This window comes from Micropruina sp. (assembly GCF_047606365.1).
GTDB lineage: Bacteria > Actinomycetota > Actinomycetes > Propionibacteriales > Propionibacteriaceae > Micropruina.
Window position 1 is genome coordinate 1 of record NZ_JASGEN010000029.1, and the last position, 12,944, is coordinate 12,944.

A 12,944-nucleotide genomic window follows, 5' to 3' on the forward strand; every position below is an offset into this window, starting at 1 on the left:
GATGATGTCGGTGTTCCTCGACATCGTCGGGGAGCAGCGGGTGATAAAGAAAGAGCAGTGCGGGGCCGGTAGGGCCCGCACGGCTCCGGGAGCCCGGGGGGATGGGCTCGTCTATGGGGAGACGGTTTCGTCTCCGGTCAGTAGGCCCCGTCCGATCCGAAGACGGCGCGTGCCGTCTTCATCAGGATCGTGAGGTCCTGCATGATCGACCAGTTGTCGACGTAGTAGACGTCCAGGCGGACGGTTTCCTCCCAGGAGAGGTTCGACCGGCCCGAGACCTGCCACAGGCCGGTGAGGCCGGGCAGCACGTCGAGTCGACGCACGGTGTCGCTGTCGTACTGGGCAACTTCCTTGGGCAGAGCCGGACGCGGTCCGACCAGGCTCATGTCGCCACGGAAGACGTTCCAGAGCTGAGGCAGCTCATCGATCGAGAAGCGACGGATGACGTGGCCGACCTTGGTGATCCGCGGATCCTTGGCCATCTTGAACAGGACGCCGGCGCCTTCGTTCTGCGCCTCAAGTTCAGCCTTGCGAGCCTCGGCGTCGACGACCATGGAGCGGATCTTGAGGCACTGGAACTCCTCGCCACGGCGTCCGACCCGGGTCTGCTTGAAGAAGACCGGACCACGATCCTCCAGCTTCACCGCCAGAGCAACCACCGCGATGATCGGCGCGGCGACCAGCAGCAGCAGCCCGGAGCCGATGATGTCGAAGGCACGCTTGCTCCAGCGACCCGCGGCGACAGCCTGGGGCTGCTCCACGTACACCAGCGGCAGGCCGGCGACCGGACGCGAGCTGAGTCGCTGCGAACTGATGTCGGTCAGTGCCGGCGCGACGATCATCTGGACGTCGAGGTCTTCCAGCTCCCACGCCATGCGCTTGAAGTGCTGGCTGTCCGGGAAGGAACCCTCGGCGAAGATCACCGTGTCCACCGACGAGTCGGTGACGAGATCAACCACATCGGAAACCCGGCCGAGAACCGGAAGCCCAGCGGGAGTCTCCTCGATGGACGCCGACGTGACCGCACCCACCACCTGGTAGCCGAGCCACTTCTCGCGGCGCAGCACCCGAGCAACCTCGTCGACGTGGGACGGGGAGCCGGCAACGAGCACCGAGGTCTGAAGTTGGCCACGGATCCGGAGATGGCTCAGGGTGCGTCGTCGAGCCAGCCGACTCAGGAGCAGCGCTGGAACGCCGATCGTGAAGAGCAGGACGAAGAACCCACGCGACAGGTCGTACTTGGCGAGGAAGCAAGCTATGCCAACGGCGCCCGCAAACAGCCCGGAGCCGAGCGCCACTCGCTGGTACTCGACCATTCCTGTTTGAAGGTGATGAAGCGAGTACGCTCCGCACGCCGCCAGCAGCGCCATCCAGACACTCGGCACTGCGTAATAGACCCAGACGGATCCCTCAACCGTGAGGTGATCGTTCAGGAAGCTGAGCCCAAAGCGACCGGCATAGGCTGCCAGTGCCGTCGCAGTGATGATCAAGGCATCCAGCAATGCGACTCCTGCTTGGCGCACTGCTGCGCTGTGTCGCGCGGAGCGACCAAGAGTACGGCTGAAGCGTTGGTGGGCGGCGTAAACACGCTCATCTAGTGCAGTCACGTAAAGATTCCCCCCCGGAAACATCGCGAGAACCCCCGAACTCGCGAGCAGGTGCCCCCAGCACCCACCACCCGAACTATGCCATGTCTTGGGGGCTCGTCACAAGTAGGACGCGACCGGTTTACGGTCTAGTCAGACTGTGTTAAGGGGCCCCTTTAAGAGACCTCTGCTGCCACCCGCAACGTTCTCGGACGGCCGATACGGCCTAGCTAGCGAAGCCGATGCTTCAGTTACCAGATCCGGACGTACACGTTGTCGATGGTTCCGTTGAACTGGTCGGGGTCAGCCCCGACCCGTCCGTTGTCCCAAGTCTTTGCTCCGATGCTGAGCTGTGTGGTCGGGGACTCAGGCCGGACATCTCCGGTCTTTCCTTCCACGGTCCGAGACCAGACCTTCGTTGCCCCAAGTCGCCGAACGATCACTGTGACTGTGTCGCCTTCGCGGACGCACTGCGCTGTGTACCACGCATGCGGTGTCACAACATGACCAGATCGCGCGGTCACTTGGCCGGTGGAGCCTTTGATCGAACACGCTGGCCGTCCGCCGTCGATCTCAAGCTTGTATTGCCCGCGGTCGGTGTACAACCCGCGTTGGACGACGTTGTCACCATCGTCCCAGTCTCCGTCCGCCATGAAGTCGGCGCCATAGGTGAACTTTGCTGTTCCCGGTGTGAGATCACTTGGAGAACTGGGCTGGACCACAACTGCCACCGATTCACTTCCGAGGCTCGGAAACTGAAGCGCGGCGCCCCGACCAGCTGGACCCGCCACGGTCATAACACGGCCGTCACCTCTGGCGATTACTCGGGCGTCGATGCGTACGCCCCCTCGCCCTGTAACGGGAATCGTCGAACCCTCACCAAGGGTGCGACCGATCTCCTCACCGAAATCGGCCTCCAATACGGTGGTCGGTGCGCCGGGTGTTGGAAGGATGCTTGTCGGCCGGGGTGTCTCCGACACGACCCGGGCAGCGATGCGAGGCGTCGTGAGGGTCACCGCCACCCAAACCCCAACCACCACTGCTATGGCACCAGTTCCAAGGGCCCAACGAGACCTCGAACTCAACCTCACGGCACGAGTCTCCCACAGGCTAGGCGCGTGGTGACGGCCACGCTATTGGCTTCGGCGTTATGCAACGGGTCCTCCTGACTGGGTCGCGCGAACCGCAACCAATGGGTCACCGCAGGCTCGAGCCTTCTGAAAGTTGTGCGCTCCCCCACGCCAGAATCTGCTCCAGCAGCGCCGGGGAGTGCTTAACCCGCTCCCAGTCGCCCAGCGCCTCTGCGAGACGGACTTCGTTAGCCACCAGCGTCACGGCGTACCACGCGGCGAGTATGGAGGTTGATGCCGCGGAATGCCCGAGAGAGCGGAGTAGTGGCTGCGTGTGGGCGAGCGCCGCCTCGACGCGGGTTACCACGGAGTCCGGGTTCTCTGCATCCGCAGTGTGTGTGTACCAGTGGAGCGAGTCCATACCTGCGGGAGCGTCAGCCTGCGCAGTCTCCCAGTCGAAGAGCCAGAGTTGGCCTCGTGGATCGCGGCCGGTATTCCACCAGACGAAGTCGCCATGCCAGAAGTTTGCGATCGGTACCTTGGTAGACGCTGCTGCGACTCTCGCCGCAAGTTTGTAGGCACGTTCCGAGAGTGCCGGAGGGGTCGTCGATGTCGTGGTGCGGAGCCCCTGCAAGACGAGCTGGACCTGTCCTGAGTCGCCGATGGGTGCCCACCTTTGGACTGCGCCAGGACCTAACGCCTCGCTTGGTCGCAAGGATGAGTACGTTGCGGGCACATGACGTATCCCTCGCGGCAACGGCTCCGTCATGACGAAGCGCCGGCCATCGACCAGCCCGTCGGCTAGGACTCGCGGCGCCAGGATCGCCGAGCGTGACGAGCCGCCCATCGTAGTCATGGCAGTCGCTTCGTTCTCGACGGCCTCGGCGGTCACCGGATTCCATGCGAGCTTCACGAATCCGATCGCATCACCCTTCGGATCGCGGAGCTCGAGAGTTGGCTTGGCGTTCGCCGCTGTCCGCACGCCGAAGGTGGCGAAGGCACGAGCTGCGCCAACCTGCCTTGCGATCTGCGCGACTGTCGTCTCCGGCGCACGCTCCGGCGCGAGAATCTGCAACCTGTCCCGCGACAGCGGAACACCTGCGGCCGCGAGGGAGGTCAGTGCATGGCGCGCCAGTCGCTTCTTCAAGGGGCGAAGCTGTGCGTAATCGCCGAGGGTCCGAACGGCTGCTTGCCGATTGCAGGGGACGAGTAACTGCGCCGACCTCGCGTTTGGGACCGCCCAGTACTGCTCTCGGAGTTCCCAGCCCGCGGGTACCTCAGTTGAGATACTGGCTCGAGTCTCACCGCGCTTGACGCCGGGGCCCCATATCTGCTCGACGACATAGTCGAGCCGTGCTGATCCAGTGGTCCGCAATGCATGCTCCTTGGCTGTCACAATCCGCGAATCGCCATGGTAGTTGAGGCTCGCCACGCCGCTATAATCCACCACGATGAGCGCGGAGCAGGCAGCTAAGGCGGCAATGAGCGACAAGAGTCGACCAAACTCGGGCGAGGTCCTCAAGGCCACCGCTCGAAGCAGTGTATTGAGCTTCGTGGGTGCGATGATCAGTGGCCTCGCCGGCTTCGGGCTGTCGTTCATCCTCGGGAGAATGGTCGGCCCAGAGGGCAACGGCGTCGTCTTCCAGATGATCTCGGTGTTCATGATCGTGAGCGCCATCGCGAAGCTCGGCCTCGATACGACCTGTGTGTGGCTTCTACCACGGCTCGCGATCGATGGCCGCGCGGATGTGCGCCGAGCCACCATGCTGCTCCTAGCTGGTTCGCTTGTTGGAGGATTGCTTGCTGGCCTAGCAGTCCTGCTCAGCGCGTCGTGGCTGAGTGGGGGTCACCCCGACCTGCTGGTACTAATGCAGTGGTCATCCCTCTTCACGCCGATTGCGTCGGTCGGAACGGTGGCGCTGGCCGTGACCCGTGGGTTGGGTGGTATTCGGCCGTATGTGCTGATCGGCTCGGTCGGCCTGCCAACAGCAAGGTTGGCGGCGATAGCGGCTGCGATGGCGATCGTGGCGAGTGCCTTGCTCGCAGGCCTGATTTGGCTGGCATTGCTGGCGGTGGCGACACTTGCCTCTTTGATGGCAGTTGGAAGGCGACTTCGTCCGTTCGATAAGCCTGGGCCTAACACTCGATCCCGTCGCGCGATAACGAGACAGATCAGCTCCTACAGCGGGCCACGGCTGGCCTCGTCGATCATGGAGCAGGCCACTCTCTGGCAGGATGTTTTGATTGTGGGTTTGATTGCCGGCCCGGCCGCGGCGGGCATCTACGGTGTTGTCTCGCGGTTGGCGCAGGCGGGCTTTATTCCTTCAACCTCAATGCGTATCGTCGTTGGACCTGAGTTTTCGCGAATGCTCCACCAGAATCACATGGCGGAACTATCCGAGTTTTATCGAAGGACCACGCAATGGATCGCGCTGATGTCGACGCCGGTCTACGTTCTCTTCATGATTGACGCGCAGCCCGTTCTGTCCGTTTTCGGCGAAGGCTTCGACGCGGGAGCACGGGCCCTGATCATTGCCAGCGTTGGCGCGCTGGTATGGACAGGCGTTGGCAATGTGCAATCGCTGCTACTGATGAGCGGACTCACCGGCTGGGCGGCAATCAATAAGTTGTGCGTCCTGGCAGTCAGTCTGGTACTTCTTCTGGTGCTGGTTCCGATCTGGGGAATCGAGGGCGCAGCCCTTGCCTGGAGCATCTCGATGGTGGTCGACGCAGTCCTAGCGATCTTGGTAGTGCGCAAGGGTGTGGGGGTCCAGCTACATCTCAGCGGTACGCTGCTGGCGATCGCCGCTGCTGCGGTGAGCACGGCAATCCCTGCCGCCGGTGCTCGGTTGATGCTCGGCGACACGCTGCTTGCGCTGTTGGTCGGTGGACTCGGCGCGATTATGGTCTACGCCGTCGTAATGTACCTTATGCGCGAGCGGTTCGCGCTCCACCACGCGATCGCGCTTCTTGCGCGCAGGCCGCAAAATAACACCGGAATGAGGAAGCGCTGATCCTATGCTCAGTCGACTGAATGAGATCTCACCTAAGTGGCTCAAGACCGTTGCCAACGGAGCGACGCGCGGGTGGGCGGTGTTAACTGCGGGCGACCGTCCGCTGCCGGACTACGTCATTATCGGCTGCAAGCGCGGCGGGACAACATCCCTGTTCAACTACCTTGTGCAGCACCCGGGGATCCTCCGGATGTACCCATTGGCCAGAGGTCTCAAGAGCACAGACTTCTTCTTCAAGCGCGACGGTCGCTCGGTGCGTTGGTATCGCTCGCACTTTCCTTCCGAAGTCTACCGTCGACGATTGGCGCGAAAACTTGGTTATCGCCCGATCTCGGGGGAGGCGTCACCATACTATGTGTGGGATCCGCGGGTAGCTGGAAAAATGCGGGAGGTCGCGCCCGATGTAAAGTGCATCCTGTTACTCAGGGACCCAGTCAAACGGGCTTGGTCACACTATCAGGAGCGGCGCGAGAATAACACTGAACCACTCACGTTTGGCCAGGCGATTGAAGCAGAGGATGCTCGCTTGGAGGGCGAACTCGAGAAGATGCTAGCCGACCCTGACTATTACAGCGAGGCGCACGATTTCTACAGCTATCGCCAGCGCGGGGTCTATGCGCCGCAGATTCGCAACTGGCTGCAGCACTTTCCACGAGAGCAACTCCTGGTCATTTACGCTGAGGATCTGTACCGAAACACAACCGAGACGTTCGGCGAAGTCTGCGACTTCCTGGGCGTTCCTCGAGCAGAGATGGCCACAACCGAGGGTTACAACTCAATGCCTGGCTCTAAGGATAAGCCTCCGCAGGAGGTGGTCGATGCTCTACGGGAGTTCTATGCCCCGCTGCAAGCCGAATTGGAGGAGTTGGTCGGTAGGCCAGCCCCTTGGTGATCACTAGCAACTTGGCTTACTCGGGAAGGTGCGTTTCGCGACCAGCCAATGCCCATCCACTTCGTGGAGTACCAGTATCGATGCAACGCGCTGGGGCGCCTTCCGGTTCTTGACCGAGGTTCCGTCGGGCGCCTGAACGTCAACGGTGGAGTAGTCCAAGCAGATGCGCACGGTTGCTGTCGGCGGCTTGGCTCTTTCCTTGAGATTGGTAACAGTCGCTTTGATGAGCTTCGGTGATCCCACCTGCACGATGCCGTCCTCGGCCTTTTCCTGTGCGCTGACCTTGAGGTCTTCAAGGGCGGCTCCCGTAGCGATGGAACTGAAATCGATGGCCCGCGTGATATCTGTGCGGGAGGCCGTCTCAGCTGAGATGAACGGATCAACCATCCTGCTACCGTCGCCCTTTACGCGTCCGGGCTTCCCGGTGGCTGGGGGAACTGGGGCGGGCACCGTCGGGACAGGGGTGTTCTCGGTGTCCGAAGGAGTTGGCGCCGTGTCAGGTTCTGTGTTGGACGACGGGCGGTTCACGAGGAACACGATCACCGCCACGGCGATCAGGACGGCAGCTACTCCGGCGCCGAGGATGCGCACTGTTCCACGCTTCATGGATTCTCCCCCTCTTTCAAGCATTTGATTATCGCCCATGCCTAGGTCACGAAGTGGGTGGCACCCGGCCTCACAGCTTCAGCAATGCGTGGCCTATTGCGTAGGCTGAGTATCTCGACGACTGAAATTCGCCCGGCGTCGAGCACTCAGGCTGGCGGCCCGTACTAGGTGGTCCAAGCTGAGGTCGTCGGGGTCAACACTAATCGCCAGACCGCGCTCGGCGAGAACGGATGCAATCTCGGTTTGATGATCATCGACCATCTCCTTGTGGTGCTGTCGCCGGGGAAGAATCACGGGAACCTTCCCCTCATCGAGTGCCACTAGCACTGAGCCTACGCCAGCATGCATAACGACCACGTCCGACAGCGCGATAGCAGCGCGCAGCTTGTTGGCCGGGAGCCACTGGGGGAGTGGCTGACCTTCGCGGCTGTACTCGGTGACACCCACTTGCCAGGTGACGTCCGCGTCGGGGAGCAGTCGCTCGACCCTCTCGATGGCCCGGGGAAATTGCCACAGTTCCGATCCCAGGCTTACCGTCGCACGGGCGAGCTTCGATGGCCGGTCAGCGATGGGAAGTTCATATGCTTCGAACGCATCGAACACACTGGGCACGGGTGTCCACCTCTGATCCGTCCAGCGGTCGCTCTGAGTGTAGAGTTTGGCCTTCGTAAAGCGCTGTACGAACTTTCCGGTCGAAGAGGGTCCGGCCACGCGAGTGGCGCTGTCAATGAACCAGGTCTCACATCCTGCAAGGGCAGCCGCTAGGAGATGGGGGGTTGAGAACAACGCACCTGTACTCACCACGAGATCCGGCCTGATTCTGCGATGGATCTTCATAGCGGCGGGCAAGCCCAGTGCAGCCTTAGCGATCTCCCCAGAGCCGACTCGGGGCACCCAAACGACGTCCTGACCACTGAGCAGTGACTCGGTCTGCGGTGTCGGACTGGTCACCCATATGGTGCTCGACCGATCGATCCCGAGACGGTCGATGTGAATCATCAACTCATCCAGGTGTCCGCCGGCGGATGCGACGAGCAGTGTCCTGGTCATTGGGCGTGCTCCTAGGTGTATGACGGGTTGCGGATATAACGGGACCGATTGCGCGGCGGCGTGCGAGTGCGGGTTCGGAGTGCTAAGGCTGCAGCGATCATGATGAGCGGCAAAGTATGAGGCACTGCGCCGTAGTAGAAGAACTGAACGGTGCCCACGAGAAGCACCGTGCTTGCGGCCAATCCGGCTGAGCCTTGCCACCTGATTGAACGGATGAAGGCGAAGATGAACCATCCTACGAAGAACAAGACGCCTAGCACTCCGTATGACACAAGGACGATCCAGAACTCGCCCTGCGTTCCTACGGGGTCAATGGAACCCGGGACCGTTAACGTCCGACCGTATCCGAAGAATGGTGAGTCCTTGACAACGTCGAGAGACTGTAGATATAGCGACGCGCGGTCTAGGATGCTCGGAGCCGCACTCCGAGTCTCGAGCCTGTCCGATATCGGTAAGAGTTGGGCTACTAGCGCCGCAACCGCGGCAGCGCCTCCCAGAGCAAGTACACCCCGGACGTCGCGTCGAAACAGCATGCACCCTGCTGCATACACCGCGCCCACTGCGATACCCAGGAGCATGCCACGATTGGTGGTCAAAATGGCTGGGACGAAGGAGACGGGCAGCGCAGCGACGATCCACCAGAAACGCCGAGTCCCGCGGACACTTATCAGATAGGCGATGACGAATGGGAGTAGTAGCGAGTAAACGCTGCCCCATTGATTCGTATATACAAAGGGCGCACTTGGTCTGGGGTCGAGCTGGAAATATGAGTCGGGATTGTACTGATTCAGTGGCCTGATGACCATCAATCTAACCCACGAGTTGCTTAGCAACCAGTCGGGGAGAATCATACTCACAGGAGTCCGGACTGCTCCGGTCGGGAACATGAGTGCTATGTATCCGCCGGCGACCACGATCAGCCACCACAGGGTAAGTGTGCCCGTCACAAATCGGTCGGTGAGCGTCTTTCGGGAGTTGAAGACATAGAGGAAAACTATGGTGCAGGCGACGTAGTTGGCGAGCCGGTAGCCGAACACCAAGAGCTGGGGAGCCTGGGTGAGCCCGATGACCGCACATGTCGCACATACCAAAAACAGTAGCCACCCACCGAATCCCCGTGGGGCCAATGTTTGTCGACGCTGGACCATGTAGCCGGCCATGACTATCGCAAAGGGAACCCAGACGAAGTCCAGGATTCCCACAAGCCACCAAATTGGAAAGCCGACCAGCAACAGCGTTAGGGGCCAGGTGGGAAGCGTTTGGATGGAACGCGGTGACCCACCGGTAGAGACCCTTGAATCAGCGGTTCGCGTCGCGTGTTCGCTCATGTGTCTTCTTCCCTCCATGAACTCTCGTACGCGGCCCGGGCCCCGCGCGAACCAGTGCGTGCGGTCAGCGTGCGGGCATGTATCCGCGGGAAGTTTACCAGTTCACGTGAGTGGGGCGACGCCTAGCTAAATGCCCTTGCCGAGGCGCTGGACAGTCTTCGCGACCCATGTAGCGGACACCAGTCGCAATGAGATCGCCAGAGCAAGCCAGGCCTTGATTTGGGTCGGATCTCTCCGGACAGAGGTCCACACCCACCTACGTGCGGCGCCATGGTCTCCATTAGAGGCACGGGCGAACGCAATTTGGCCAGCCAGTCGACTGTAGGCCTTGGGGTCGAGTTTGAAGCCGGCATGCGTCTCCAATAGGTACTCAAGCCCCTCCGCGTACGCGCCCCACTTGCCAAAGAAGTACGAATTCTGGCTCCAAGTTACTGATACGAGCGGCCTATTGACTACACCGATGGCACCGAGTCGCGATGTCCTGAGCAGCAGGTCGTAGTCTTCGCCGTAGCTTCCGGGAAGGTCCTCGTCGACGAGGCCGAGCTCGCCGAGGAGCGCTGACCGGCGGAACACGAAGGAACTCGAGTGGAGCCCGGCCATTCTGTCACGCAGCAAGGCCTCGTGGGTCACCCGATCCACTGGGATGAGCCGTTCATGCTGTCGCTCCCCGTCGTCGAGGACGATCGCGGAACCGACGAGTAGCATGTCGGGTTCGAAGATCGCCATCTGAGCGGTCAGCTTTCCAGGCATCCACCAGTCATCGTCGTCGAGAAAGGCCACGTAGTCGTTGGTCGCTGCCAGGATGCCGCTGTTGCGGGCACCCGCGAGGCCCCGGCTCCGCCGATTGGCAATCGTTGCGACCGAGCGACGGTCGCCGATGTGCACCTCCGGGAGGTACGGCTCCTCGGCATCGAAGACCACAATGGTATCGATCGTGCCGCCGTACTCCTGGGCCAGTACGCTCTCAAGCGCTCGCTTCATCTGCTCGGGGCGATTGTGGGTCGGGATGACGACGGTGACCGCCGGAAGGGCGTCCATATCAACTCTCTTAAAGGTGTTCGCACTGTGGAAGCTCAGAGCCTAGCGGCTCGCGTAACCATACTGTCGAAGCGCCGAGGGTCGGATGTGCCGTTTGAGTCGATGCTAGGCTACGCCTCCGGCCCGACCCGTCGCAGAGAGCGGCGTGCGTGGATACTGATCTTTGGGAGTGAGTTACAAGATGATTCGCATTGCCGTGGTAGGAGTGGGCAAGATGGGATTATCCCACCTGTCCATACTCGGCGCGCATCCGCAGGTGGCACTAGCTGCCATCTGCGACACGAGTGGCTACATGCTGGATGTCCTCGAAAAGTACACGGGTGTGAAGGGCTATACGGACTATCAAAAGATGCTCGGTCAAGCCGATTTGGACGCCGTCGTGATCGCAACGCCCACCAAGGCGCATTATCCGATGGTCAAGGCGGCCGTTGATCGTGGGCTTCATGTGTTCTGCGAGAAGCCGTTGACCCTTCGATCAGATGAGTCTCGCGAACTCGCGAGGATCGCCAGTGAGAAGGGCTTGCACTGCCAGGTTGGATACCACAATCGGTTCGTCGCGGCGTTCAGTGAGGCCAAGCGACTATTAGATGCAGGGGCGATCGGCGAGGTAACGCATGCCTTGGCGGAAGCATACGGCCCGGTAGTGCTGCGGCCCAAGGGTGGGACGTGGCGCTCGCGCCGCAACGAGGGTGGGGGTGCGTTGTACGATTATGCGGCGCACCCTCTGGACTTGCTCACCTGGTACATGGGTGAACCCCGCCAGGTTGGGGGAACTGTGCTTGGGAAAGTCTTCTCCGCCGACACCGAGGATGAGGTCTACTCAACCCTGTTCTATCCAGGCGGTGCGACTGCCCAACTGTCGGTCAATTGGTCTGACGAGTCCTTTAGGAAGATGAGTACCAAGATCTCGCTGACGGGAACTGGCGGTCGAATCATGGTGGACCGGCAGGAGTGTCAGGTCTATATCCGAGATACGGTTGACCCCCCCGAGGGCTATCGGCACGGCTGGAATGTGCGATATACCACCGATCTTACCCCGCCGGTGTGGTTCTACGTCCGCGGTGAAGAATACAGCGGAGAATGGGCGTACTTCGTCGACGCAGTTGCCGGGTCGTTGCCGGACGGGCAGCCGGCGGGCCAGAACTCTTTCGATTCGGCGGCGGTTACCGATCGCGTGATCGAGTTGATGGTGGAGGATGCGACAAGCCCAGGCGTGGCTGAGCGTGCCGTCAACACGTCGGCGCGCCCTGAAGTTGGATCGACGCTGTTGCAGAGGTTTAGGGACATGTTGCCGTGGGGTAAGGCCAGTGGGAAGGGTTCGAAGTGACTGTGCATACCGAGGTCGAGCTTGACCGACTGCTATTCGGGGACAATCAGTTCTTTGGTGTCAACCATATGTCGGAGGAGAAGGCGAGGGCGCAGGCAATGCGATTCCAAGACTTCTCGGCGATGATGGGTGTTCTGGACGCCGCGTATGATCAGGGAATCCACACGTTCATGTGCACCACGCATGAACGCATCGCCGAGGTTGCCCAGCATGTGCGAAGCGACCGCGAGCGGTACGAGTCGTTTACCTTCTATCCGTGCATGCCGTACGCCCACAAGTACGCCAACGCCATGACGGAGTTGGGCCCGCTGGGTGCGGTTAAGTCCTTCTTGCCTGCGGATCAAAGCCTGTTGTCGATGGCTTTTCAGGGAGGGAAGGCGGTTGCAAAGAAGGACATCGAGGGCATTATCAAGATGCTGGTCGACGCAGAGATGTTGATGTTCGATGGGCTGCGCACTCCGGTGATATTCCTGCAGAACGTCGTCGTTGACTTGCTGCTGGGCTTGGGCTTCGATGAGGCATTTGTCGTCTTTGCGGACCATGTTCGAAGCCGGTATGGGGCGGAGCCCGGTTTTATCACGATGAACCTCCCACGTATGCTGGATACGCTCGAGCGTGTTGGAATTGAGCGGCCGATCGTGTGCAGCAATATGAACAAGATTGGTTTTCGTATGAGCGGTGGGGCGGAAGAGTACGAGCGGGTCCTCCGTGAGCGTGACTTCCGCGCCATCGCAATGTCGGTTTATGCCTCGGGCGCGATCTCGCCCCGTGAGGCCTTTGAATGGGTTGCTGCTCATCCCGCGATCGAGTCCGTCGTCTTCGGGGCGTCGAGCCTCGGGAATATCCGCGGCACCAGGTTGGCCGCCGAAGAAGCGGGGTTTGTCTGATCGCTCACCAATATCAGTGGCGAGGTGAGCCCGCCGGTCCAGGATTCGGGACCGGCGGGCTCATGAGTTGACGAGGGCGTCTGTGCAGTAGATCATTGCGCCTGGGCGTACGATGCGCCGTTGCTGGGTCCGGGGGGACCTGGAAG

At 61.2% G+C, this 12,944-nt stretch carries 10 protein-coding genes; 4 read left to right on the forward strand and 6 right to left on the reverse strand.

Annotated features, from left to right (window positions below; all coding sequences use genetic code 11):
- Positions 1 to 137 precede the first annotated feature (137 nt).
- Positions 138 to 1,631 carry a sugar transferase gene (locus QM624_RS03970; RefSeq protein ID WP_415088955.1) on the reverse strand — a complete coding sequence of 498 codons (1,494 nt, stop codon included), beginning with the start codon at positions 1,629 to 1,631 and terminating at the stop codon, positions 138 to 140.
- A gap of 1,152 nt (positions 1,632 to 2,783) precedes the next feature.
- Positions 2,784 to 3,803 carry a phosphotransferase family protein gene (locus QM624_RS03975; RefSeq protein ID WP_415088958.1) on the reverse strand — a complete coding sequence of 340 codons (1,020 nt, stop codon included), beginning with the start codon at positions 3,801 to 3,803 and terminating at the stop codon, positions 2,784 to 2,786.
- A 304-nt stretch (positions 3,804 to 4,107) separates the two neighbouring features.
- Between QM624_RS03975 and QM624_RS03980 the strand changes: the two genes are divergently transcribed.
- Both QM624_RS03980 and QM624_RS03985 read left to right on the forward strand, forming a co-directional pair.
- Entirely contained in the window at positions 4,108 to 5,670 is a 1,563-nt protein-coding gene (locus tag QM624_RS03980; RefSeq protein ID WP_415088960.1) for an oligosaccharide flippase family protein, read from the forward strand.
- A 4-nt stretch (positions 5,671 to 5,674) separates the two neighbouring features.
- Positions 5,675 to 6,562, forward strand: a complete 888-nt coding sequence (locus QM624_RS03985) for a sulfotransferase family protein (protein ID WP_415088962.1) — start codon at positions 5,675 to 5,677, stop codon at positions 6,560 to 6,562.
- Between the two features lie 3 nt (positions 6,563 to 6,565).
- On the opposite strand, the gene QM624_RS03990 is transcribed toward QM624_RS03985, so the two are convergent.
- The 4 genes from QM624_RS03990 to QM624_RS04005 form a co-directional block, all read right to left on the reverse strand.
- A complete protein-coding gene (locus QM624_RS03990; RefSeq protein ID WP_415088964.1) occupies positions 6,566 to 7,168 on the reverse strand; it encodes a hypothetical protein in 603 nt (200 codons plus the stop codon).
- 93 nt (positions 7,169 to 7,261) lie between these two features.
- Positions 7,262 to 8,218, reverse strand: coding sequence for a hypothetical protein (locus QM624_RS03995; RefSeq protein WP_415088966.1), 957 nt, complete (start codon positions 8,216 to 8,218; stop codon positions 7,262 to 7,264).
- A gap of 11 nt (positions 8,219 to 8,229) precedes the next feature.
- Positions 8,230 to 9,546 (reverse strand): O-antigen ligase family protein, encoded by a 1,317-nt coding sequence (locus tag QM624_RS04000; protein WP_415088968.1) that lies wholly within the window; start codon positions 9,544 to 9,546, stop codon positions 8,230 to 8,232.
- A gap of 126 nt (positions 9,547 to 9,672) precedes the next feature.
- Positions 9,673 to 10,584 (reverse strand): glycosyltransferase family 2 protein, encoded by a 912-nt coding sequence (locus tag QM624_RS04005; protein WP_415088970.1) that lies wholly within the window; start codon positions 10,582 to 10,584, stop codon positions 9,673 to 9,675.
- Between the two features lie 169 nt (positions 10,585 to 10,753).
- On the opposite strand from QM624_RS04005, the gene QM624_RS04010 reads away from it, so the two are divergent.
- Complete coding sequence (locus QM624_RS04010) at positions 10,754 to 11,911, forward strand: Gfo/Idh/MocA family protein (protein ID WP_415088972.1); 1,158 nt, start codon at positions 10,754 to 10,756, stop codon at positions 11,909 to 11,911.
- Positions 11,908 to 12,798 (forward strand): hypothetical protein, encoded by an 891-nt coding sequence (locus QM624_RS04015; protein ID WP_415088974.1) that lies wholly within the window; start codon positions 11,908 to 11,910, stop codon positions 12,796 to 12,798. Before QM624_RS04010 ends, QM624_RS04015 begins: the two co-directional genes overlap by 4 nt.
- Positions 12,799 to 12,944: the final 146 nt, after the last annotated feature.